Below are 22,734 nucleotides of genomic sequence, written 5' to 3' on the forward strand. Positions count from 1 at the left end.
CGCTAACGAGCTTGGCCACGGAGATCCCGTGGCCGGCAGCGCCGCGAGCGGCCAGCCTATGACATCGCGGGTGCACACTTGATTACGGACATCCGTCGGCCGTTCCGGGAGCGGGCGGATGCCGAGACTTGGCGGACCCAGCGAGGCTGAGGGCTGCGGGTAGGCCGATGACGGATTGGCTTCGGTCGCGTCGGCGAGCCGGCCTACTCCACGACCGTCGGTCCCGCCTCCGCCACCTCCACCACGGCGTCGGCACCGCGCACCACCTCGGCGGCGGCGGCCTCGGCGAGCAGGGCGTAGCCGCCATCGGCCATGTGCAGGCCGTCCTTGGCGAAGAGTTCGGAGCGGGTGAGACGGCTCTGGGCGATCCAGCCGCGCATCAGGTCCGAGCGGCGGATCACCGGCACGCCGAGTTCCGCGCCGATGTCCCGCACGGCATCGCGAAACCGGTAGGCCCCCGGCGTCGCATCGAGCGTCGGGCACCATTGCGGTTCCATCAGCACCACGTCGATGCCGGCCGCGCGGATGCGGGCCACCGCCGCCTCCGTGGCCTCGCGGAAATGCGCCAGCGAGATCCCGCGCAGGGGATCGTTGCTGCCGGTCTGCCAGATCACCAGGTCGGGCGCGGGCGTGATCACGTCGCGGTCGAGGCGAGCCAGCATCTCGTCCACTGCCTCGCCACCGATACCGCGATTGTCGACGAGGATGTCGCCGGCGAGCTGCGGCAGGGCGCGGCGCAGCAGCGCTTCAAGGCGGGCCGGATAAGAGGCCGAGCGGGTGCTGGCGCCGATCCCCTCCGTCGAGGAAGAGCCGAAGGCGACGATCCGCAACGGCTCGCCCGTGGCGATGCGGCGGGCCACCCGCGGCAGGCTCCCCGGGGCGGGGGCGGGCTCGTCGTCGAACAGGCCGAGGTCGAGACCGGCCGGCAGCAGGTCGGCATAGGCGAGGACGGCGGTGGAGGACAGGCTGAGGGCGAGCCCGAAGATCGCCGCCCGCGTGAGCCGCTGGCCGGCGGGACGGACCCGATTTCCGAAGAGCATCCGCATCACGGTCGCGACGTCCTGCACCCCACGGCGTCCGGTCCAAGACCTGGGCGACCGGCAGGCCGAGATATGCGGAAGCCGATCTGCGCCTGCGGCAGGCCGGTCCGGGGCGATATCGCCCGGTTCTGGGGAGCGGGAAGATCGCGGCCGATCCGGAGGGACCGTTGGAACTGACGCCCACGACGCCGATCCCCTGCTCCGGCGGGGATTTAACGGAGGGCCCGAGATCCGGGCAAATGAAATAAATTGCGCAAAGGTTAACTGCCCTCAATGTGAATTGTGCGCAAGATGAGTGTCGCACCGGGCCGCCGGGGCGGAGCCGGATCACCCCCGTGACCGCAGCGAGACCGAGCCGCTGCCGTGACGCTCGATCCGGCCCGACAGTTCGAGTTCCATGAGCAGGGACTGGACGACCCGCACCGGCAGTCCGGTGGCGCGGGCGAGCAGGTCGGTGCCGACGGGGGTTGGGCTCAGGGCCGCGAGAAGGCGTGCATGGGCATCGCCGGCTTCGGAGGGTCCAGATGCATCGAGGGCCGTCAAGGAGAGCGGCTCCTCGCACAGCGCGCCATGGGCGGGGCGACGGTCCCGACCGTCGAGGTCGATCTCGTCCCAGTAATCCAGCGGTTCTGCCTCCGGTCGGTCGTTCACGCCGCCGCCCGGGAGCGTAGCGCCGGAGATCAGCGGTTCGATCACGGTCAGCACGTGTTCGACCTCCGCCACCAGCGTCGCGCCCTGGCGGATCAGATCGTTGGTGCCCTCCGCCCGCGGATCGAGGGGCGATCCGGGTACGGCGAACACCTCCCGCCCCTGTTCGAGGGCGAAGCGCGCGGTGATGAGCGAGCCGGAGCGCCGCGCCGCCTCGATCACGACGGTGCCGAGGCTGAGTCCCGAGATGATGCGGTTGCGCCGGGGGAAATCGCGCCCGCGCGGCACCCAGCCCATCGGCATCTCGGCGACGAGCGCCCCGCCCGCCCCGAGGATCTCCTCGACGAGACTCCTGTGGTTGTCCGGGTAGATCTTGTCGTGGCCGCCCGCCAGCGCCGCCACGGTGCCGCCGCCGAGGGAGGCACGGTGGGCGCTGGCATCGATGCCGCGGGCGAGACCGGACACGACGACGATGCCCGCCTCGCTCAAGCCGCGGGCGAGCCGCTCGGTGAAGGCGAGGCCGGCGCTCGAGGCGTTGCGCGAGCCGACGAGGGCGACTGCCGGTTTCAGGATCGCACCGACTTCGCCGCGCAGGGCGATCAGGGGCGGCGCCGTATCGGTGGCGTGCAGGCTCTTGGGATAGTCCGGTTCGCCCATGGCGAGGTAGCGCACGCCGAGCCGTGCGGCGGCGGCCATCTCGCGCTCGGCCAGGGCCTTCGAGGCCGGCACGGTCGGCTTGCCCGTGCGCCGGGTCAGGTCCGGCAGGGCATCGAGGGCGGCAGCGGCGCTGCCGAAGCGGTTGATGAGGCCGCGGAAGGTGCGCGGACCGACCCCCTCCGTGCGAATCAGACGCAGCCAATCGAGGCGCTGCGCGTCGGTGAGCTGCATCGCGTACCCCCATGTCCGGGAGTCGGTGTCAGCCCTTCTGCCCGATCCGCCCCTCGGTGCCCGCGGCGAGCCTGCGGATATTGGGAGCGTGCTTCCACCATAGCAAAGCCGCGAGAACGAGGAAGAGCGCTGCAACGTCTCCGTGTCCCAGGGCCCACAGGACCAGCGGCGTCGCGGCGGAGGCCGCGAGGGCGGCCAAGGAGGAATATTTCAGCGCGAAGGCGAGGCCGAGCCAGATCGCCGCGAAGGCGAGCAGAGTCGGCGGGTTGAGGGCGATGAGAATGCCGATGAAGGTCGCCACTCCCTTGCCGCCCTTGAAGCCGAGCCAGACCGGGAAGAGATGGCCGAGGAAGGCCCCGAGCCCGGCCGCCAAGGCCGGCCCCTCGCCCCATAAGCCTGCGATCAGCACCGCGGCGGTGCCCTTGAGGGCGTCGCCCAGCAGCGTCGCGGCGGCGAGTCCCTTACGGCCGGTGCGCAGGACGTTGGTCGCCCCGATATTGCCCGAGCCGATCGCCCGCACGTCGCCGAGCCCGGCGATCCTGGTGAAGATCAGCCCGAACGGGATCGAGCCGAGGAGATAGCCGAAGGCGAGCGCCGCGAGCAGCAGCGGCCAGCCGGCTTCGAGAAGAGCGTTCATGCGGCGACTTCGAACAGGTCGGAGCGATGGACGATCCGGCCGCCGACGACCGTCAGGACTGCCGCCCCCTGGAGCCGGGCCTCATCGAACGGCGAGTTCTTGGACCGCGATTTCAGCTGCCTCTTGTCGAGGACGTAGGGCAGATCGGGATCGATCAGCACGAGGTCGGCGGGCGCGCCGGCTGTCAGGCGGCCGGCTTCGCGCCCGAGGAGCTTCGCGGGATTGGCCGAGAGCGCGGCTAGGAGCCGGGGCAGCGGAACGTCGCCGGTATGGAGGAGGCGGAACGCGGCGCCGAGCAGGGTCTCGATGCCGAGCGCGCCGTCGGCGGCTTCGGCGAAGGGCAGACGCTTGGTCTCCACGTCCTGGGGATTGTGATCGGAGACGATCACGTCGATCACGCCGTCGTTCAGCGCAGCGATCACCGCCTGCCGATCGTCCTCGCGGCGCAGCGGCGGGGAGAGCTTGCAGAAGGTGCGATAGTGGCCGATGTCACCCTCGTTCAGCACGAGGTTGTTGACCGACACGCCGCAGGTGACCGGCAGGCCCGCCTCCTTCGCCCGCCGCACGATCTCGACGGAATCGGCACACGAAATCATCGCCGCGTGGTAGCGCCCGCCGGTCAGGCGCACGAGGCGGATGTCGCGCTCCAGCATGATCGTTTCGGCTTCCCGGGGCACGCCCAGCAGGCCGAGGCGAGAGGCCATCTCGCCCTCGTTCATGACGCCGTCCGCCGCGAGATCCGGCTCCTCGACATGCTGCATGAGGAGCGCGCCGAAATCGCGGGCATAGGTGAGCGCGCGGCGCATCACCTGGGCGTTGGTCACCGCCTTGAGCCCATCGGTGAAGGCGACGGCGCCGGCCTCCTGCAGCAGGCCGAACTCGGTCATCTCGCGGCCCGCCAGGCCCTTGGTGATGGCGGCGGCCGGCAGGACGTTGACGCTCGCCGTGTCGCGGGCGCGGCGCAGCACGAAATCGACGATGGGCGGGCCATCGATGACCGGGTTGGTGTCCGGCATGCAGACCAGGGTGGTCACGCCTCCCGCCGCGGCGGCGGCGCTCGCCGAGGCCAGGGTCTCGCGGTGTTCCGCGCCCGGCTCGCCGACGAAGGCGCGCAGATCGATCAGGCCGGGGGTCAGCACGTGCCCGCCGCAATCGATCCGGGTCGCCTGATCCGGCGCGCCGGGGGCGGCGCCCCAGGCCACGTCGTCGATTCGGCCGTCGCGCACCAAGACGGCGCCGGGACCCGCGCGGCCCGTGGCCGGGTCGAGGAGCTGCGCGTTCGTGAGGAGGAGCGGAGCGACTGTCATCGGCCGAGTTCGACGATTCCCCATGCACCCGGCCGAGCCTGGGCCGGGCGCCGCGCATGTCGGTAAACCAGTGTCGAGGCCAGAACCAGAGCCTCCGCACCGGGCGCAGGAGCCCGAAGGCGGTTCGCCGGGGTTTCGCCGCCTGTACGTTGCGAGAAGCGCACGGGAGGTCCGCCGTCTCACCGGGAGGTCGCGGGCGCCCGGGGAAAGCCGGGCGCGATCCTGTCACCCTGGGGGCGACGCCCTTCGGCAACGCGCGAGCCCCTTGCATTCATCCCGCGACACTCTGTAATGGTATCGACCCCATTCCCGAGTTGGCGCTTCGGCGGCCCTCGGGCGCGCCCGGGTCTCGTGACGGCGCCTGCCTCGCTCGAATTGCTTCAGCGTCAGTCGGCGCCTCCCGGCATCCGGGCGGGTGTCACGGCATTTGCGGCCTCCTCAAGGTTCAGGGGGCGCCGCACCCATGAAATCCCGAAGGGCCGCTTGCCGGCCCGCTCTTTTCGCGAGGCCGGTTCAAGGATGGGAGGACGCACAGCATCGGTTGCCGTTGCTCGTGCTCGTGGCGCGCGGTTTCCGCGTCGCCCCGCGTCTCCCTCCGTGCCGGCCCTGTTCAACCCCCAGCGCGCCGATGCCCGGCGCCTTACGGCGGTTGACGGCAATCCCCTCCCCGCATCTTCCGCGACCTCGGTGACGAGGCCGGCACGCGTCTTTCCCTTTCCGGCTCTGAGGCCGGGGGCGGCGCCGCCGGGACCAAGCGGCGCGAGCGCGAGGCGAACGACGTCGGCCGCCATGTCGAAAGCACGTCATGGCCAACAACAAGATGCTCATCGATGCGACGCACCCGGAGGAGACCCGGGTCGTCACGGTCCACGGCTCTAAGGTCGAGGAATTCGATTTCGAGGCCGCCAACCGCCGGCCTCTGCGGGGCAACATCTATCTCGCCAAGGTCACCCGCGTGGAGCCCTCGCTTCAGGCGGCCTTCGTCGAGTACGGCGGAAACCGCCACGGCTTCCTCGCCTTCAACGAGATTCACCCGGACTATTACCAGATCCCGATGGCCGATCGCCTCGCCCTGCTGGAGGCGGAGGCGCGCGAGGAGGAGGAGCACCGCGAGCGCGAGGAGCGCCGCACGCGGGGCCGCCGCGCGCGCGGGCGCCGGGCCGAGGCCCGGGGGGCCCGTTCCGACGAAACCGTCTCGGCCGAGGATTCGTTCGGTGAGGCCGTGAGCCCCGACGCCGCCATTCCCGGTGAGGGCCCGGCGGCCGATTCCGAATCGCCCGTGGCGATCGAGGCCGTGCGTGCCGCGATCGTCGAGGAGGATGGCGAGGGGACCGTGTTCGGTGCTGCGCCGGAGGAGATTCCCGTGCCGGGCGGCGACGCCTCCGCGGCCCTGCCCGAATCGGCCCTGGAACCCGGCGCCGATGCGCCCGCCGCCGAGTCTGCCGAGCCGAAGGTCGAACCGTCCGACATCGCCGCGATCTCCGAGGCACCGAATCCGCCGGTCGAGGACGCCGAGTCCGCTTCCGAAGTCGAACCCGCCGAGGCGACGCCGCAGCCGGTCGCGGCCTCCGCCCCCGTCACGGAGGAGGCGCGTGACGTCGCCCCCGATGCCGACGAGGATTCGGAAGAAGACGAGGACGACGAAGAGTCCGACGAGGACGATTCTGACGAGGACGACGAGGATTCGGACGATTCCGACGAGGACGAGGAATCCGACGACGACGAAAACGACGAGGATGGCGAGCCCAAGGTCGCCCAGGTCGGCGGCGCCGGTGACGCGCTCGCCGAGCTGCCCGAGCGTCCCCGCGCCTATCGCCGCCAGTACAAGATCCAGGAGGTGATCAAGCGCCGCCAGATCATCCTGGTGCAGGTCGTCAAGGAGGAGCGCGGCACCAAGGGCGCGGCGCTGACGACCTACCTGTCGCTTGCTGGCCGCTACTCGGTGCTGATGCCCAATACCGGCCGGGGCGGCGGCATCTCCCGCAAGATCACGAGCGCGGCCGACCGCAAGCGCCTGAAGGAGGTCGTCTCCGATCTCGACGTGCCGGAGGGGATGGGGATCATCCTGCGCACGGCCGGCGCCTCGCGCACCAAGCCCGAGATCAAGCGCGACTTCGAATACCTGATGCGCCTGTGGGAGAGCGTGCGCGAGCTGACCCTGTCCTCGACCGCCCCGGCGCTCGTCTACGAGGAAGGCTCCCTGATCAAGCGGGCGATCCGCGACCTCTACAACAAGGATCTCGACGAGGTTCTGGTCTCAGGCGAGGACGCCTATCGGGAGGCCAAGGACTTCATGCGGATGCTGATGCCCGGCCAGTCGAAGGTCGTGAAGCCTTACCGCGAAGTGGCGCCCCTCTTCGCCCGCTACGGTGTCGAGCAGCAGCTCGACGCGATGTTCTCGACCCATGTGGCCCTGCGCTCGGGCGGCTACCTCGTCATCAACCCGACCGAGGCGCTGGTCTCCATCGACGTGAATTCCGGCCGCGCGACGCGCGAGCACGACATCGAGGACACCGCGCTCAAAACGAACCTCGAAGCCGCGGAAGAAGTCGCCCGTCAGGTGCGCCTGCGCGATCTCGCCGGCCTTGTCGTGATCGACTTCATCGACATGGAGGAGAAGCGCAACAACCGCGCCGTCGAGAAGCGGCTCAACGAGGCGCTGAAGAACGACCGCGCCCGCATCCAGGTCGGCCGCATCTCGCCCTTCGGCTTGCTCGAGATGAGCCGCCAGCGGATTCGCACCGGCGTGCTCGAATCCTCCTCGATCCCCTGCCCGCATTGCGGCGGCTCGGGCTTCGTTCGCGCGACGTCGTCGGTGGCTTTGCACATCCTGCGCTCGCTGGAGGAGGCCCTGATCAAGTCCTCCTCGCACAACCTGATCCTGCGCACTCATACCGAGGTCGCGCTCTACATCCTCAATCAGAAGCGGGCCCATCTCTACGACTTGGAGATGCGTTTCTCCGTCGCCATCACGATCTCGGCCGACGAGCGCCTGGCCGCGACCTCCGCGTTCCAGCTCGACCGGGGCGACCTCGCCGTGAAGACGGCCGGGCCGGCCACCGGCGTGCGGGCCGTCGCGATCTCCCCGGTCTACGAGGCCGAGGAGTTCGAGGACGAGGTCGTCGAGGACGAGGTCATCGAGTCCGAGGCGGAAGCCGAGGAGGCCCCCGCCGAGAGCCGTCCGGCCGCGGAGAGCAGCGAGGAGGGCGGTCGCCGCCGCCGCCGTCGCCGTCGCCGGGGTGGACGCGGCGGCGAGGGCGAGTCCCGCGCCGGCGGCGAGGAGAACGGCCAGGACAACGAGCAGGACGGCGACCAGGACGGTGCGCCGGATGGCGGCGAGGAACCCGATTCGGTCGTCGCCCTCGATCGCGGGGACGACGCCGAGGACGCTGAAGTGGCCGAGGAGTCCGGCGAGGCCGTGCAGGCTTCCGCCGAGCGGGACGAGACCGCTTCGGAGGGTGACGCCAACGGTCGCCGCCGCCGCCGGGGTCGCCGTGGCGGCCGGGGCCGGGCTCGCGGTCGTGAGGATGGGCAGGACGCCGTTCAGGACGAGGCCGCCGACGCCGACGAGGTGCAGGCCGGTGCGACGGAGTCGGTCCGTGCCGAAGCGCCCGCCGAGGAGACGGCTGCCGACGTCCTGCCGGTCGGCCCGGAAGAGCCCGTGAGCGTCGCCGACGTGACCACCGTCGCCATCGATGCCCGCAACGGTGCCGCCGCCGCGCCGCCGCCGGTCGCCCCCGCGCCGGAGGCCGAACCGATCGCGGCGGACGCGCTGCCGCCGGCCGCCGCGCCGGTCGAGCCGGCTCCGGAGCCGGTGGCCGTGGTGCTCACCCCCCCCGATCCGAACCGTCCGAAGCGGGCCGGCTGGTGGTCGCGCACGAAGGCCGCGCTCAGCGGCGAGTAAGCCCAAGAATCGGGGCCGGGTTCTCCCGGCCCCGTTCGGCAACGGGTCCGCGCGCGGCGGATTCTCCGCCATCGGGTTCCGTTCTGCTCTTCGAGAGCGTGCTGCATGTCTACGGAAACAGCGGCACGATCTATCTCTTTGTGGTCGCACGATGATTCCGGAAAACCGGATTCCACTTTTCCGCATCGTGCTCTAGGATCGACGGCAACTCCCGATGCCGGTCACGGATGGCGCGCGCATTCCGTCCGGCGGTTCCGGTAGGACGAGGGCGCGAGCGAAGGTTCGGCCCGCTCCGGTCTCGATGCCCCGCTACCGCCCGATCCATCCCTTGATCCGCGTCACCGCCTCGCGACACGCCGCCTCCGAGCCCGCGAAGGAGAAGCGGACGTGGTGGGCGCCCTCCCCCGGATCGAAATCGAGGCCGGGGGTCGCCGCCACCCCCGTCTCGTCGAGCATGCGCCGGCAGAACGCGGTCGCGTCGTCCGTGTGCCGGGCGATGTCGGCGTAGAGGTAGAAGGCGCCGTCCACCGGGTGGATGCCGGTGAAGCCCAGCCCCGGCAAGGCGTCGAGCAGAAGGGCCCGGTTGCGGGCATAGCCGTCGCGCACGGCACCGATCTCGTCGAGCGCGTCGAAGGCCGCGAGTGCCGCGATTTGGGAGAGGTAGGGCGCCGAGATGTAGAGGTTCTGCGCCAGCCGCTCGATCGGCCGGACCAGGGCGTCGGGCACGACCATCCAGCCGATCCGCCAGCCGGTCATGCAGTAGAATTTCGAGAACGAGTTGATCACCACGGCATCCGGGTCGAACTGGAGGGCCGTCGCCGTCGGCACGCCGTAGCTGAGGCCGTGATAGATCTCATCGGAGATGAACGGCAGGCGCAGAGCCCGGGCGGTGGCGCAGAGATCGGCGAGGCGGTCGGGCTCGATCACCGTGCCGGACGGGTTGGCCGGGCTCATCACCAGCAATCCCGCCAGGGTCTCGGCCGCGTGGACCTCGCGCACCAGGGCGCTGGTGGGGGCGAAGCGGTCCTCGGCGCGCAGGATCAGCGGCTGCGGAATCAGGTCGAGCGCGCGCAGGATGCCGTGATAGGCCGGATAGCCGGGACACGGCACGCCGACCTTCGCACCCGCGTCGAACAGGGCCAGGAAGGCCAGGACGAAGCCCGCCGACGACCCCGTCGTCACCACGACCCGCTCCGGAGGAATCCGGACCCCGTAGGTTTCGGCGTAGTGGCGCACGATGCGCTCGCGCAGGCGCGGCATTCCCAGCGCCTCGGTATAGGGAATGCGCCCATCGGCGAGGGCGGTCTGCGCCGCGGCGATCACCGCCCGCGGCGCGGGGGCCGAGGGCTGTCCGACCTCCATATGGATCACGCTCTCCCCGCGCCGCTCCCGGATGCCGGCGGCGGCCATGACGTCCATGGCGAGGAAGGGGGCGACGGCCTGGACCCGACGCGAGAGCGACGGGTCGGGATCGATTCGCATGGGAGGCTCCGTGGGCGCGGGACGCGCCGCCCATAGCAGATTGAGATGGCGGAGCGAGGGGAAAGCCCATGTGAAACGGCCTGCCGAACGTTACGCCCGCTCGCGATAGGGGAGATTCGGTCCGGGCTTCGACAATGCTACCTTGGATTGATAAGAGTGTTGCTGATTCTCTCTCCGAATGCAGCTTTATGAGCCGAGTCGAAAAACAACTCGAAGCGATGCGGAACAGCCCGCTCGGCGATTGGACCATTGCCGATGTCGAGGCCGTCTGCCGCGCTTTCGGGATCGCTTGCCACCCGCCGACCCGGGGCTCACATTACGATCTGTCCATCCGAGCCAGACTGACATTTTGATCGTGCCGTTCAAGCGACCGATCCGCCCGATCTACATCCGGCGGTTCGTTGCCTTCGTGGATCGCGTCAGGAACCTGTCCGATGTTCGTTCGTGACTATTACGTCAGACTGGATTGGCTTCCCGCCTCTGAAGGGGGCGGATGGTGCGCGACCGTGCCCGATCTTCCCGGCTGCATGTCGGACGGCGAGACGGTCGAGCAGGCTATGGCGAATGTCGAGGACGCCATCGAATGCTGGATTGCGGCGGCGCGTCGCTTGGGACGGGACGTTCCGAATCCAGCCGAAATCACCGCCCGTCGGGCCTAGCCAAGAAGTTACGGTGCAGTCTCGACGGCCTTGGCGAAGGCCTGGACGAGGCCGCCCTCCAGCCTGTTGTCCATGGCCGAGAGGATCGACAGGGCGTCGCGGGTCGACATCGGCTTCTTGTAGGGCCGCCGCTCGACCAGCGCGGCGTAGATGTCGCAGATCGTCAGCAGCCGCACCGGGTCGCTGATCTCGGAAGCTGAGAGGCCGTCGGGATAGCCGGAGCCGTCGAGCATCTCGTGGTGGTGACGGGTGACCGCGAGGGTCACGGCATCGCAGCCGCCGGAGGCGCTGAGGATCTCGTGACCGATCGGCGCGTGGGTCTGCATGACGGCCCGTTCGTCGTCGTCGAGGCGGCCCGGCTTGTTCAGGATGGCGTGGGGAATCCGCGATTTTCCCACATCGTGAACCAGCGCGGCGCGGGTGAGGAGCTGGCGGTCGGCCTGCGACAGGCGCAGGCTCAGGGCGAAGGCCGCCACCGTGCCGGAGACCAGCAGGCAATGCTGGAACGTCACGTCGTCGTAGGCCCAGACCTCGTCGAGCCAGCGCGACAGGCCGCCGTCGTGGATCGCATCGAGGACCGGATCGACACCGCCTTCCACCGCCGTCATGTCGATCAGGCCGGTCTCGGCGGTCTTCAGAAGGTTCGTCATCGTCGCCCCGGCCCGGGCGATCTCGCGGGTGACCACGAGGTCCGCCACCGACTTCTCGGGCCAGACCTCGCGCACGAGCGAGCCCACCACCAGTCGCGGCTCGACATGGGCCGACAGGCACACCGTGGCACCGAGATTACGCGCCTCGGTGAAGGCGGACTGGCTGTTGCTGCGGGTCAGGTAGATCAGCGGCATGCGCTGGCGTCCGGGCCGCCGCGCGAGGCGGCGCAGGCAGGTCTTGGCCTCGGGACGGCTCAGGGTGATGTCGGCCACCACGCCGCGGAACGGGCCGATCCGTTCCCAGGTCTCGTCGATGCCGACAACCCGGCATTCGGCGACCGCACTGATCGCATCGACGAGCGGTTTACTTCGATCGGGTCGGTCGCTGAGGACGACGATCATGCCGCGATCCATCCCGCCCTTTTCCTCCGCCGGCTCATCACGAACTTGTGGCGCCCGGAGCTTATGATTCCACTAATCGGGTCATCGCGCCTTGCCTGTAATCGTCATCAAAATTCGGTGCGACGCGGCGAGGGTGCGCCGCGAAAACGCCGCACGGGGCGGGCACGGGTTGGACGGAGCGGCGCGGAGGCGCCCGGAAACGTCGCATCGGCGAAGCCGCTCCCGCGTGCCATAATCGGCGCGCCGCCATGTCCAGGATCGCCTCCGCTGCCGGAGCGCGGCCCGCGTCAATCGAGGTATCGATGCAGCTGTTCCGCTCCGTTCCGGCCCTCGCGCTCGCCGGCATCTTCCTGCTCGGCCCGGCCGTTGCGGAAGAGGCCGCCCCCTTCACCGATGCCCAGCGCAAGGCGATCGAGGGGATCGTCAAGGATTACCTCGTCAAGAATCCGGACGTGCTGCAAGAAGCGATTGCCGAGGGCGAGCGCCGGGCCCAGGAGACGCAGCGCCTCGCCCAGGCCGCCGCGCTCAAGGACTCGCGCGAGGCCCTCGTCAACTCGCCGCACGGCATCGTGGCCGGCAACCCGGCGGGCGACATCACGGTGGTGGAGTTCTTCGACTACAATTGCGGCTATTGCCGCAAGGCGTTCGGCGATGTGCAGGCGCTCATCAAGTCCGACCCGAAGCTCCGGGTGGTGCTGAAGGATTTCCCCGTGCTCGGCGCCGAGTCGCTGGAGGCCAGCAAGGTGGCGCTCGCCGCCAAGCTCCAGCTGAAGCCCGAGAAGATGTTCGAGTTCCACGCCAAGCTCCTGGAGAGCAAGGGCCGCATCAACGCCGAGAAGGCGCTCGCGGTGGGCAAGGAACTCGGGGCCGATGTCGAGCGGCTGAAGAAGGACGCGCAGGGGCCGGAGGTGAAGGCGGCCCTCGCGGAGAATGTCGGCCTTGGCGACAAACTCAGCCTGTCGGGCACGCCCGCCTTCGTCATCGGCGACGAGATCCTGCCCGGCGCCGTCGGTGTGGACGCCATGCGCAAGACCATCAACGACGTCCGCCAGTGCGGCCACGCGAGCTGCTGATGTGACGCCTGCCCGCGCCATCGTCGGCGCGGGCTTGCCCAAGGTCAGTTTCGCGCGGCGAAGACGATCTTGACCTGTCCGCTCATGGCGTAGCCGTGGAGCCGCATGGTGGCGATCCCGCGTGAGCCGACCGTGGGATCGATGGCGATGCGTAGCTCGGTAGGCGAGGTCCAGCGGATTCTTTCTCCCCACTCGCCGACGAGGACGCCGCAGCCGCCGTTCACAACGAGATTGGCGTCGTCCCAGGCCTGTTCGTCCGGACGATCGCCCTTCGACACGTAGACTGAATCGAAGCAGTAGGGTGAGATTCCCCCGCCGCCGTTCTCGTTTAAGACGACGGCCTTGTATCGCCTGTCCGGAGCTGGAATGCTCTCGACGACCCAAGCGTCGGCCCACTGCGCCCCGCTCGGCGCATCGGATCTGCTAAGCATCCAGGCCGCGCCCGAGACGATTACGATCAGGCCAAGCACCGCCAGGGCCGTTCGGAAGAAGCGGAACGCCGCGGCGAGCCACCTTCCGAGGACCATTAGACTCTTCCCGAACACGGCGGCGTTCAAGCCGTCGGTGCGTCGCGCAACGCCCGCCGCAGCACCTTGCCGACATTGGTCTTGGGCAGTGCCTGCTGCACCACGAACTTGCGCGGCACCTTGTAGCCGGTGAGACCGGCACGGGCATGGGCCCGGAGGGCGTCGTGGCTGCAAGCGGCATCCCGCAGCACCACGTGGGCCACGACCATCTCGCCGCTCTCCTCGCAGGGCGCGCCCACCACGGCGCATTCCACCACCGCCGGATGGGTGGCGAGCACGTCCTCGACCTCGTTCGGGTAGACGTTGAAGCCCGAGACCAGGATCATGTCCTTCATCCGGTCGACGATGCGGAGCTGCCCGTCCGGCGTCATCACGGCGACGTCGCCGGTACGGAAGAAGCCGTCCTCCGTCATCGCGGCCCTCGTCTCCTCCGGCCGGTTCCAGTAGCCGGCCATGACCTGGGGGCCGCGCACGCAGAGTTCGCCGGGTACGCCGTAGGGCAAGGTGGAGCCGTCCGCCCCGCGGATCGACACGTCGGTCGAGGGCAAGGGAAAGCCGATCGTGCCGGACCAATCCTTCAGGCCGAGGGGATTGGCGCTGACCACCGGTGAGGTCTCGGACAGCCCGTAACCCTCCAGGATGGTCTGGCCGGTGATCGCCTTCCAGCGGGCGGCGACGGACGATTGCACCGCCATGCCGCCGCCGACCACGTATTTCAGCTGAGACCAGTCCACGCTGGCGATCTTCGGATGGTTGTTCAGCGCGTTGAACAGCGTGTTGACGCCCGCCAAGTTGGTGAACCGTGTCCGGCTCAGGGTCTTCACGAAGCCGTCTATGTCGCGCGGATTCGGGATCAGCAGGCAGCAGCCTCCGATCCGGAAGAAGAAGAAGAAACAGGCGGTGAGCGCGAAGATGTGGTAGAGCGGCAGAGCCGTCACCGCGACCTTCGGATCCGGATCGTCCTCCGAGCCGCGGAACCAGACCCGGCCCTGCTCCACATTGGCCATGATATTGGCGTGGGTCAGCATCGCCGCCTTGGCGATGCCGGTGGTGCCGCCGGTATATTGCAGGAAGGCGAGATCGCCGGGTTCGACGGTGATTGCCGGCCGCTCGAGCCGCCGCCCGGCCTTCAGCACCGCCTCGAAGCGCATCATGCGCGCGGAGGGAAGGCTGAACGGCGGCACGGCCTTCTTCAGCCGCCGCGACACGGTGTTGACGATCCGGCCCTTCAGGCCGAGGAGGTCCCCCGGTCCCGCCACGACGACCCGCTCGAGACTCGGCATCTCGGAGAGCGCCTTCTCGACGGTGTGACCGAAATTCTCCAGCACGAACAGGACGCGGGCGCCGGAATCGTTGAGCTGCGCGGCGAGCTCCCGCGGGGTGTAGAGTGGATTGACGTTGACGACCGTGCAGCCCGCCACGAGCACGCCGAGGAGCGTGACCGGACAGGCGGGAACGTTCGGCATCATGACCGCGATACGGTCGCCCCGGCCGAAGCCGTGTGCGGCGAGCCACGCCGCCACGGCTTGGGCCGCCACGCCGACCTCCCGATAGCGCAGGGTCGCACCGAAACAGGTCAGGGCCGGCCGCTCGGCGAAGCGCAGCACGCTGCGATCGAACAGATCGATGACCGTTCCGAGCGCATCTGTCTGAATGTCGTGGGGAATACCCGGCGGGTAGGCGGACAGCCAGGGCCGCTCCACGCTCCGGTTCTCCGCCATTCTCATCCTCCCGGCCCGTCACAGACGGTGCTTCCCGGTCCGGGCTCGCGCCGGCTCCGGCTGTTCCGATGAGGCTTAAGCGTTTCCGGCGCGCGCGATCAACCCGCCGCTCGCTGCCGTGACGCCGTTGCGCCGCGGGGATCGAAGCCGGAACGCCACCAGCAGAACGTGGGGCAGGCTCGCAGCCACGATCAGGATCGCGGCGATGGCGAGGTCGTGGCCGTCCAGCGGTCGGCGCGGCCAGGGACCGAGGCCCGCATCCCGCGCCGCGCCGATCAGCCCGGCGCCGATCCACAGGGCGAGGAAGGCGGCGAGCGCGCCGACGAGACCCAGCATCAGCGCCCGCAGGCGGCCCTGCCGGACCGGGTATCCAGGGCGGCCGGTCAAGGTCGTGCCGAGGCCCATCGCGGTTCCGAAAAGGCCCGCCGCCGCTGCCGCGCCGAGGGCGTAGGACACGGGCATCGGCGTGCCGTTGAGGAAGGCGCCGCTGCCGGTGCCGAAGCCCGCTCGCAGCACCAATCCGCCGAAGGTCGGGTGCAGGCTGACGCCCAGCACCAAAGCAAGGCCGAGGGCGGCGCCGATCAGCCGGCGGACGATCGAGGCCCGCCCCGGTGCCAAGGCCACGGCGACGATGCGGGCGAGCCCGTAGACCAGGGCGAAGGCGAAGAGCGGGTAGCGATCGAGGAAGAAGCCGTAGAAGCGGCTGGCCACGTCCGGCGGCATCGCCGTCCGCTGGTCGAAACCCGTCGCGTAGGCCGTGGCGAGCGCCAGCAGCGCCGCCGCGAGCGGCGCTGCTGCGACGATCCAGGCGGCGGGCATGGACATGGGCGAGCGCTCAGCGCTCGTAATTGTCGCGCACGAGGCGGTCGAGCAGGCGCACACCCCAGCCCGCGCCCCAGCTGCGATTGATCTCGGACGGGCTCGAGGACATGCCGACGCCCGCGATATCGAGATGGGCCCACGGCACGTCGTTCACGTAGCGCTTGAGGAAGGCCGCCGCCGTCGCCGCGCCGCCGTGGCGCCCGCCGGTGTTCTTCATGTCGGCGAATTTCGAATCGATCGCCTTGTCGTAGGCCGGAATGAGGGGCATCCGCCACACCTTCTCCCCCGCCGCCTCGCCGGCCGCCGTGATCTTGGCGGACAGGTCGTCGTCGTTGGAGAACAGGCCGGCGATGTCCTGGCCGAGCGCCACGATGATCGCGCCGGTAAGGGTCGCCAGATCGATCATGGCCTTGGGCTTGTAGGTCGCCTGGATGTGCCAGAGCACGTCGGCCAGCACGAGGCGGCCTTCCGCATCGGTGTTGATGACCTCGATCGTCTGGCCCGAGAGCGAGGTGACGATGTCGGACGGGCGGTAGGCATTGCCGTCGGGCATGTTCTCGACGATGCCGATCGCGCCGATCACGTTCGCCTTGGCCTTGCGGCTGGCCAGCGCGTGCAGCGTGCCGACGACGGCGGCCGAGCCGCCCATGTCGCCCTTCATGTCCTCCATGCCGCCGGCCGACTTGATCGACACGCCGCCGGAATCGAACACCACGCCCTTGCCGATCAGCGCCAGGGGCGGCTCGTTCGCCTCGCCGCCGTTCCAGCGCATGATCGCGACGCGCGGCTCGCGGGCCGAACCCTGCGCCACGGCGAGGAGCGCGCCCATGCCGATCTGCGTCATCTGCGCGACGTCGAGGATCTCGACCTCGACGCCGAGGCGCGTCAGCTCCGAGACGCGCTTGGCATATTCCTCGGGGTAGAGGACGTTCGGCGGCTCGTTGACGAGGTTGCGCGCCAGGATCACGCCCTCGGCCACCGCGGCGGCATCCTGGGCGGCATTCTGCGCCGCGGACGCGTCGGCGGTCAGCAAGGTCAGGGCGGCGGACGCCTCGTCCTCATCCTTCTTCTTGGTCTTGTAGCGGTCGAAGCTGTAGCTGCGCAGGCGGGCGCCGAGGCTGAAATCGGCCACGTCGCGGGCGCTGCCGCCATAGCCCGGCCAGTCGAGCACGATACGGGCTTTCCGGGAGCCGACCTTGCCGGCGGTGAAGCCACCGAGCACCGTCCAGTCGAGCTTCGCCCGGTCCTTCTCGGATCCGAGCCCGATCACCACGAGCCGGTCGGCCTCGACACCGGCCGGGGCCGGCAGGCTCAGGGCCGATTGCGCCTTGCCCTTGAAGCGCTCGCTGGCAGCGGCGCGGGCCACGAGATCGGCGCCCTGGCGGCCCAGGGCTTCCGTCGCCGCTCCCGACAGGGCGAGGTCGTCGCCCACGAACACCACGAGGTCGCCCCCGCGACCCTGCGACGACAGCGGCTCAAAGGCGATTTCGATCCCACCGGCCATGATGCTCTTCGCTTTCCACCCGTCGTTCCGGCGGCCCTCGCGCCCCGCGCGTGAAGCCGGCGACCTGTGTAGCCGCTGAGGCGGAGAACGCAACGCGGGGCGGGGTGCGGCGATGAGACTGCTCGGCCGCTCGGAAATGGAATCGTCTGACAAGCCTGAGCGCCGTTCAGCACCCGCGGCACCTCGACCGTCCCGGGGCCGGGTTGCCATGAAAATTACTGAATTCCAGCCCGGTGCCGAAGTCCGGTCATGTCACCCAGCCCCGAAACAGCCGCATTCCGGGCGCCTCCGAACCGGCTGCGCGTCACAGCTTGGCTTTCCTTGGCCGAGCGGCAAGACTAAGGGCGGGAACGGCGCGAGGGCGCGGCGAAGGCGCCGCGAGGGCACGGGATGAGCCAGATCGAGCGCTACATATTCAGGATCGCGCTCGGAGCTTTCCTCGCCTGCCTGATCGGGCTCACCGGTACGATCTGGGTGACGCAGGCCCTGCGCGAGCTCGACCTCGTGACGGCCAAGGGCCAGACGCTGCTCGTCTTCCTGTTCATCACCGGGTTGTCGCTGCCGACGCTCATCACGGTGATCGCCCCGGTCGCGCTGTTCATCGCCTGCGTCTACGCCCTGAACAAGCTCAACGGCGATTCCGAGCTGATCGTGATGTCGGCGGCCGGCATGGCGCCGCGCCGGCTGCTCAAGCCGTTCTTCTCGCTCGCCCTCGCCGTCAGCATCGTCGTCGCCTTCCTGACGATCCAGGTGATGCCGTCCTCCTTCCAGGAATTGCGCGACGTGCTGACCCGGGTGCGGGGCGATTTCGTCGCCAACGTCGTCAAGGAGGGCCAGTTCACCGCCCTCGACAGCGGCATCACCTTCCATTTCCGCGAGCGCGGTGCCGACGGTTCGCTGCAGGGCCTGTTCATTCAGGACAAGCGCGAGCCCGGAAAGGCAGTGGTCTACCTGGCCGAGCGCGGCCGCGTCGCCGAGGCGGACGGGCAGACTTACCTCGTGCTGGAGAAGGGCAGCATCCATCGGCAGCAGAAGGACAGCCGCGATTCCTCGATCGTGAGCTACGAGCGCTACGCCGTCGATCTCGCCGCCTTCACGCCGCCCGATGCCGAGGTGGTCTACAAGCCGCGCGAGCGCTCGACGACGGCGTTGCTCTTCCCCGATCATTCGGAGAACTACTACCAGTTCCAGAAGGGCCGCTTCCGCGCCGAACTGCATGACCGGCTCTCCGCCTGGCTCTACCCGCTGGCGCTGGCCTTCATCGCCTTCGCCGCGCTCGGCGATCCGCGCACCACGCGCCAGGGGCGCGGTCTCGCCGTGGCCGGTGCCGTGATCGCCGTCGTGGTGCTGCGCATCGCGGGCTTCGCGGCGAGCAGCGCCGCCGTGCGCAGTCCCGGGGCGGTGGTGGCGGTCTATGCCGCGCCGCTCCTGGCCATCGCCCTGTCCTGCCTCCTGATCTTCGGCGGCGCCCGGGTGCGCGGGGTCAACGAGCGGCTCGGCCGGCGCTGGCGCGCCATGACCGCGTCCCTGCGGCGGCGTCCGCAGGCCGGATCGGCCTGAAGGGAGCCGCCCCATGCTGATCGGGCCGACGCTCGGACGCTACTTCGCGTGGCGATTCGCGCGCACCATCCTCGGCGTGTTCGTCACGGTGTTCGCGCTCGTCTACACCCTCGACTTCGTCGAATTGCTGCGCCGGGCGGGCGACACGCAGGGCGCCTCGGCGGGCCTGATGGCGCAGCTGGCCCTCTACCGCACGCCGGCGGTCGCCGAGAGCGTGCTGCCCTTCGCGATCCTGTTCGGCTCCATGACCGCCCTGCTCCAGCTCTCGCGCAAGCTGGAGCTGGTGGTGGCGCGCGCCGCCGGCATCTCCGCCTGGCAATTCCTCCAGCCCGGGGCCTTCGTGGCGCTGGCCATCGGCGTCATCGCCATCGGCGCCTACAATCCGCTCTCGGCGGCGCTCAAGCAGCGCTCCAGCGAGATCGAGGCGAAGATCTTCGCCAAGGCCACCAAGGCGGGCACCGGCAAGGATTTCTGGATCCGCCAGCGCAGCATCGACGGGCAGGCGATCCTGCGTGCCGAGACCGCGATCGAAGGGACGACCACGCTCGCGGGCGTCTCCGCCTTCCTGTTCGACGATTCCGGCGTCTTCACCGCCCAGATCGAGGCGGCGCGTGCGATTCTGCACGACGGGTGGTGGGAGCTGCAGGATGTGCGTGTCCTCACCAAGGATTCGCCCCCCGAGAGCCACGACAGCTACCTGATCGCCTCGACCCTCGATCTCAGCCAGCTCCGTCAGCGCTTCACCCCACCGGAATCTGTGCCCTTCTGGCAACTGCCGGAGACCATCGCGCGGCACGAGCGGGCCGGGCTGGATGCCACCCGCTACCGCCTCCGATACGATGTCCTGCTCGCGACCCCCCTGCTCTACCTCGCGATGGTTCTCGTGGCGGCAACGGTTTCCTTAAGGTTCTTCCGGTTTGGTGGGGTCGGCAAGCTGGTGCTCGGTGGGGTGGCGGCGGGCTTCGTTCTGTACGTCGCGCGGCAGGTCATGGAGGGCCTGGGCGCGTCGGGGATGGTCGCGCCGACGGTGGCGGCGTGGTTCCCGGCCGTGGTAGGGAGTCTCCTCGGTACGCTCACGCTTCTCTACCAGGAGGACGGCTGATGTGCGGTTGTCCTGAGGGAGCGTCGGGTGGACGGGGTCGTCGTGCAGGGGGCTGCATGGGAGACGGGTGGCGCGTTGCGTAAGGTCGCCGACATCGCTGTCACGGTCTCGATGGCTGCGCTCATGACGGCGGGCCTCGGGCTCGCCGCGCCGCGCGTGCACGCCCAGGCCGGTCTGGAGCGCCTCGCCAGCCCGTCCGCGGGGGCGAAGGGCCAGACTTCCGGGGATCAGCGCCTGCTCGTCGAGGCGGACGAGCTGATCTACGACAACGACCGCAACACGGTGACGGCCCGTGGCAATGCCGAGCTGCATTACGGCGCCCGCACGCTCCAGGCCGACCGGGTCCGCTACGACCGGGGCTCCTCGCGAGTCTTCGCCGAGGGCAATGTGCGCCTGACCGACGAGACCGGGGCGCTGGTCACCGGCGACCGGATGGAGCTGACCGACGATTTCAAGAACGGCTTCGTCGATGCCCTGCGCATCCAGCAGACCGTCGAGCTGAAGGGCGAGGTGGTGCGCACCCGCATCTCCGCCCCGCGGGCGGAGCGAATCGCGGGCGAGCAATCGAGCTTCGACTACGCCACCTACACCGCCTGCGAGCCCTGCAAGGACAATCCGGCCAAGCCGCCCCTGTGGCAGATCAAGGCCGCTAAGATCATCCACAACAATGAGACCCACACGATCAGCTACGAGGATTCGACCCTCGAACTGGCCGGAATCCCGGTTGCCTACCTGCCCTATTTCGAGTCCGCCGACCCGACGGTGAAGCGCAAGACCGGCTTCCTCACGCCGCGCTTCATCACCTCGACGGCGCTCGGCTCCGGCCTGTCCACACCGTTCTTCATCAATCTCGATCCGAGCTACGACCTGACGCTCTCGCCGGCTTTCCTGACCCGCCAGGGCGTTCTGGGCCAGGCCGAGTATCGTCAGCGGCTCGACAACGGCGCGTACAACGTCCGTCTGTCGGGCATCTTCCAATCCACGCCCTCGGCCTTCCTGCCGGGGCCGCTCGGAGCGGCCGACCGCGAGTTCCGCGGCTCGATCGAGTCGCGCGGGCGCTTCTACATCAACGAGCGCTGGCGCACCGGCTGGGATCTCGTCGGCGTGACCGACAAGTGGTTCCTCGACAATTACCGGATCCGCAACCAGAACATCACCACGGATTATTTCCGCGAGGCGGTCTCGACCGGCTACCTCATCGGCCAGGGCGATCGCTCGTGGTTCGAGGCGCGCGGCTACTACTTCAAGGCCCTGTCGAGCTTCGACTGGCAGAAGGAACAGCCGATCGTCGCCCCGGTGATCGACTACGACAAGCGCATCGACGGTCCGGGCAAGCTCGGCGGCGAGGCGCGCTTCCAGGCCAACGTCACCAGCCTGACCCGCGAGGCGACCGATTATCAGGGGGTTCCGCGCTCCGGCACCTACCTTCTGACCCCGACCTATAACGGCGTGAGCTACCCGCTCTACGAGACCTGCACGACCTTCGTGCGGGAGCGGTGCGTCGTGCGGGGATTGGGCGGGACCACCACCCGCGTCTCGGCCCAGGCCTCCTGGCGGCGCAGCTTCATCGACGATGCCGGGCAGGTCATCACGCCGTTCGCTTATCTGCGCACCGACCTGTTCTCGCTCAATCCGAGCCTGTCCGGCTTCCAGAACCAGTTCGTGACGAACATCTCCAACGTCGATGACGGCCTCTCCGGCCGCGTCATGCCAGCGATCGGCATCGATTACCGCTATCCCTTCGTCGCCGATTTCGGCGCGCTCGGCGTCCACACGCTGGAGCCGATCGCCCAGGTGATCGCGCGGCCCTCCGAGACCCGGATCGGGCGCCTGCCCAACGAGGACGCGCAGAGCCTCGTCTTCGACGACACCTCCCTGTTCGAGTGGGACAAGTTCTCCGGCTACGACCGGGTCGAGGGCGGCGTGCGGGCCAATCTCGGTGGCCAATACTCCGTCGTGACGCCGTCGGGCTGGTACGCGAACGTGATGTTCGGCGAGTCGATCCAGGTGGCCGGCGTGAACTCGTTCCGCCGCGGCGACCTGGCCAATGTCGGACTCGATTCCGGCCTGGAGAACCGCCGCTCCGACTTCGTCGGTCGCGCCCAGGTCTCGCCCAACCAGAACATCAGCTTCATCAGCCGCTTCCGGCTCGGCCAGGGCGATCTCGGCGTCAACCGCTTCGAGACCGGCGTCACCGCGCGCTTCGCGCCGTTCCTGCCCCTCGAGGCATCGCTGTTCTACTCGTATTACCAGGCCCAGCCCGCCCTCGGCTTCGCCCATCGCCGCGAGGGCCTGACCGCCTCGGCGATCTACCGGATCACGCCGAACTGGTTCCTCACCGGCTCGGCGCTGGTCGATCTGACCCACTATCTCGACACGCGTCAGACCTTCGGCGACCTCTACAACGCCTATCTCGCCAACCCGGTCGGCGCCGCGCCGGTCTACCGCAATCCCGGCGCCGTCTACCTCTCCGGCATGAGCCTCGGCGGCGGTTACCAGGACGAGTGCACCACGGTCTCGCTCAACTACATCGTCTCGCCGATCGCCACCGCGATCGGCGTGCGCGAGCGCAACCAGACCTTCCTGCTCCGGCTGGAACTGAAGACGCTGGGCGAGGCGGATCTGCGCCAGAATGTCGGCACGGTGACGACCGCGGACGGCATCGCGGCGGTGCGCTGACGCCGTCTTCCTCGGCGGTCGTCTTCGGGTTCGAGGGGTTCCGGTTCGCCGGGCGGTGGCGGCCATGACGGGCCCCCGCTCGACCTGATCGCCCGCCCTGCTGCGAGGCCGTCCGTCTCCTCCCCACCA

At 69.4% G+C, this 22,734-nt stretch carries 16 protein-coding genes; 6 read left to right on the top strand and 10 right to left on the bottom strand.

Annotated features, from left to right (window positions below; genetic code table 11):
* Positions 1-203: 203 nt before the first annotated feature.
* The 4 genes from MFF26_RS18165 to MFF26_RS18180 all read right to left on the bottom strand — a co-directional run bounded on the left by MFF26_RS18165 (position 204) and on the right by MFF26_RS18180 (position 4,520).
* Positions 204-1,040, bottom strand: a complete 837-nt coding sequence (locus MFF26_RS18165) for an SGNH/GDSL hydrolase family protein (protein WP_137829244.1) — start codon at positions 1,038-1,040, stop codon at positions 204-206.
* A 327-nt stretch (positions 1,041-1,367) separates the two neighbouring features.
* Complete coding sequence (dprA, locus tag MFF26_RS18170) at positions 1,368-2,576, bottom strand: DNA-processing protein DprA (RefSeq protein ID WP_137829197.1); 1,209 nt, start codon at positions 2,574-2,576, stop codon at positions 1,368-1,370.
* Positions 2,577-2,604: 28 nt separating this feature from the next.
* Positions 2,605-3,213, bottom strand: coding sequence for a glycerol-3-phosphate 1-O-acyltransferase PlsY (plsY, locus tag MFF26_RS18175; protein ID WP_137829196.1), 609 nt, complete (start codon positions 3,211-3,213; stop codon positions 2,605-2,607).
* Positions 3,210-4,520, bottom strand: coding sequence for a dihydroorotase (locus MFF26_RS18180; protein WP_137829195.1), 1,311 nt, complete (start codon positions 4,518-4,520; stop codon positions 3,210-3,212). Before MFF26_RS18180 ends, plsY begins: the two co-directional genes overlap by 4 nt.
* An 805-nt stretch (positions 4,521-5,325) precedes the next feature.
* Between MFF26_RS18180 and MFF26_RS18185 the strand changes: the two genes are divergently transcribed.
* Positions 5,326-8,424: an Rne/Rng family ribonuclease gene (locus MFF26_RS18185; RefSeq protein WP_137829194.1), complete on the top strand. Its 3,099-nt coding sequence runs from the start codon at positions 5,326-5,328 to the stop codon at positions 8,422-8,424.
* A 309-nt stretch (positions 8,425-8,733) separates the two neighbouring features.
* On the opposite strand, the gene MFF26_RS18190 is transcribed toward MFF26_RS18185, so the two are convergent.
* A complete protein-coding gene (locus tag MFF26_RS18190; protein WP_137829243.1) occupies positions 8,734-9,900 on the bottom strand; it encodes a pyridoxal phosphate-dependent aminotransferase in 1,167 nt (388 codons plus the stop codon).
* 440 nt (positions 9,901-10,340) lie between these two features.
* Here MFF26_RS18190 and MFF26_RS18195 point away from each other — a divergent pair, with 440 nt between their 5' ends.
* On the top strand, positions 10,341-10,565 hold the full coding sequence (locus MFF26_RS18195) for a type II toxin-antitoxin system HicB family antitoxin (protein ID WP_137829193.1): 225 nt from the start codon (positions 10,341-10,343) through the stop codon (positions 10,563-10,565).
* An 8-nt stretch (positions 10,566-10,573) separates the two neighbouring features.
* Here MFF26_RS18195 and MFF26_RS18200 read toward each other — a convergent pair whose 3' ends face one another.
* The gene (locus MFF26_RS18200) at positions 10,574-11,617 is read right to left on the bottom strand and encodes an HD-GYP domain-containing protein (protein WP_137829192.1); all 1,044 of its coding nucleotides are present in this window, start codon (positions 11,615-11,617) and stop codon (positions 10,574-10,576) included.
* A gap of 302 nt (positions 11,618-11,919) precedes the next feature.
* Here MFF26_RS18200 and MFF26_RS18205 point away from each other — a divergent pair, with 302 nt between their 5' ends.
* The gene (locus tag MFF26_RS18205; RefSeq protein WP_137829191.1) at positions 11,920-12,690 is read left to right on the top strand and encodes a DsbA family protein; all 771 of its coding nucleotides are present in this window, start codon (positions 11,920-11,922) and stop codon (positions 12,688-12,690) included.
* A gap of 44 nt (positions 12,691-12,734) precedes the next feature.
* Here the strand turns inward: MFF26_RS18205 and MFF26_RS18210 are convergent, their stop codons facing one another.
* The 4 genes from MFF26_RS18210 to MFF26_RS18225 form a co-directional block, all read right to left on the bottom strand.
* A complete protein-coding gene (locus MFF26_RS18210; RefSeq protein ID WP_137829190.1) occupies positions 12,735-13,217 on the bottom strand; it encodes a hypothetical protein in 483 nt (160 codons plus the stop codon).
* A gap of 26 nt (positions 13,218-13,243) precedes the next feature.
* A complete protein-coding gene (locus MFF26_RS18215; RefSeq protein ID WP_137829189.1) occupies positions 13,244-14,938 on the bottom strand; it encodes an AMP-binding protein in 1,695 nt (564 codons plus the stop codon).
* Between the two features lie 75 nt (positions 14,939-15,013).
* Positions 15,014-15,763, bottom strand: a complete 750-nt coding sequence (locus tag MFF26_RS18220; RefSeq protein WP_137829188.1) for a hypothetical protein — start codon at positions 15,761-15,763, stop codon at positions 15,014-15,016.
* 10 nt (positions 15,764-15,773) lie between these two features.
* Positions 15,774-17,264: a leucyl aminopeptidase gene (locus MFF26_RS18225; RefSeq protein ID WP_137829187.1), complete on the bottom strand. Its 1,491-nt coding sequence runs from the start codon at positions 17,262-17,264 to the stop codon at positions 15,774-15,776.
* A 390-nt stretch (positions 17,265-17,654) separates the two neighbouring features.
* Here MFF26_RS18225 and lptF point away from each other — a divergent pair, with 390 nt between their 5' ends.
* The 3 genes from lptF (at position 17,655) to MFF26_RS18240 (ending at position 22,605) form a co-directional block, all read left to right on the top strand.
* On the top strand, positions 17,655-18,824 hold the full coding sequence (gene lptF, locus MFF26_RS18230) for an LPS export ABC transporter permease LptF (protein WP_137829186.1): 1,170 nt from the start codon (positions 17,655-17,657) through the stop codon (positions 18,822-18,824).
* Positions 18,825-18,837: 13 nt separating this feature from the next.
* On the top strand, positions 18,838-19,926 hold the full coding sequence (gene lptG, locus MFF26_RS18235) for an LPS export ABC transporter permease LptG (RefSeq protein WP_137829185.1): 1,089 nt from the start codon (positions 18,838-18,840) through the stop codon (positions 19,924-19,926).
* Between the two features lie 75 nt (positions 19,927-20,001).
* Positions 20,002-22,605 carry an LPS-assembly protein LptD gene (locus tag MFF26_RS18240; protein ID WP_137829242.1) on the top strand — a complete coding sequence of 868 codons (2,604 nt, stop codon included), beginning with the start codon at positions 20,002-20,004 and terminating at the stop codon, positions 22,603-22,605.
* Positions 22,606-22,734 lie beyond the last annotated feature (129 nt).

This window comes from Methylorubrum suomiense (genome assembly GCF_022179765.1).
GTDB classification, from domain to species: domain Bacteria; phylum Pseudomonadota; class Alphaproteobacteria; order Rhizobiales; family Beijerinckiaceae; genus Methylobacterium; species Methylobacterium suomiense.

Excerpts from the sequence above, each read along its gene's own strand:
- MFF26_RS18180 (WP_137829195.1), bottom strand. The coding sequence starts at position 4,520 with ATGACAGTCGCTCCGCTCCTCCTCACGAACGCGCAGCTCCTCGACCCG.
- MFF26_RS18165 (WP_137829244.1), bottom strand. The coding sequence starts at position 1,040 with ATGCTCTTCGGAAATCGGGTCCGTCCCGCCGGCCAGCGGCTCACGCGG.
- MFF26_RS18215 (WP_137829189.1), bottom strand. The coding sequence starts at position 14,938 with ATGGCGGAGAACCGGAGCGTGGAGCGGCCCTGGCTGTCCGCCTACCCG.
- MFF26_RS18195 (WP_137829193.1), top strand. The coding sequence starts at position 10,341 with ATGTTCGTTCGTGACTATTACGTCAGACTGGATTGGCTTCCCGCCTCT.
- MFF26_RS18210 (WP_137829190.1), bottom strand. The coding sequence starts at position 13,217 with ATGGTCCTCGGAAGGTGGCTCGCCGCGGCGTTCCGCTTCTTCCGAACG.
- MFF26_RS18220 (WP_137829188.1), bottom strand. The coding sequence starts at position 15,763 with ATGTCCATGCCCGCCGCCTGGATCGTCGCAGCAGCGCCGCTCGCGGCG.
- MFF26_RS18185 (WP_137829194.1), top strand. The coding sequence starts at position 5,326 with ATGGCCAACAACAAGATGCTCATCGATGCGACGCACCCGGAGGAGACC.
- MFF26_RS18200 (WP_137829192.1), bottom strand. The coding sequence starts at position 11,617 with ATGATCGTCGTCCTCAGCGACCGACCCGATCGAAGTAAACCGCTCGTC.
- plsY (WP_137829196.1), bottom strand. The coding sequence starts at position 3,213 with ATGAACGCTCTTCTCGAAGCCGGCTGGCCGCTGCTGCTCGCGGCGCTC.
- MFF26_RS18225 (WP_137829187.1), bottom strand. The coding sequence starts at position 17,264 with ATGGCCGGTGGGATCGAAATCGCCTTTGAGCCGCTGTCGTCGCAGGGT.
- lptF (WP_137829186.1), top strand. The coding sequence starts at position 17,655 with ATGAGCCAGATCGAGCGCTACATATTCAGGATCGCGCTCGGAGCTTTC.
- MFF26_RS18205 (WP_137829191.1), top strand. The coding sequence starts at position 11,920 with ATGCAGCTGTTCCGCTCCGTTCCGGCCCTCGCGCTCGCCGGCATCTTC.
- lptG (WP_137829185.1), top strand. The coding sequence starts at position 18,838 with ATGCTGATCGGGCCGACGCTCGGACGCTACTTCGCGTGGCGATTCGCG.
- dprA (WP_137829197.1), bottom strand. The coding sequence starts at position 2,576 with ATGCAGCTCACCGACGCGCAGCGCCTCGATTGGCTGCGTCTGATTCGC.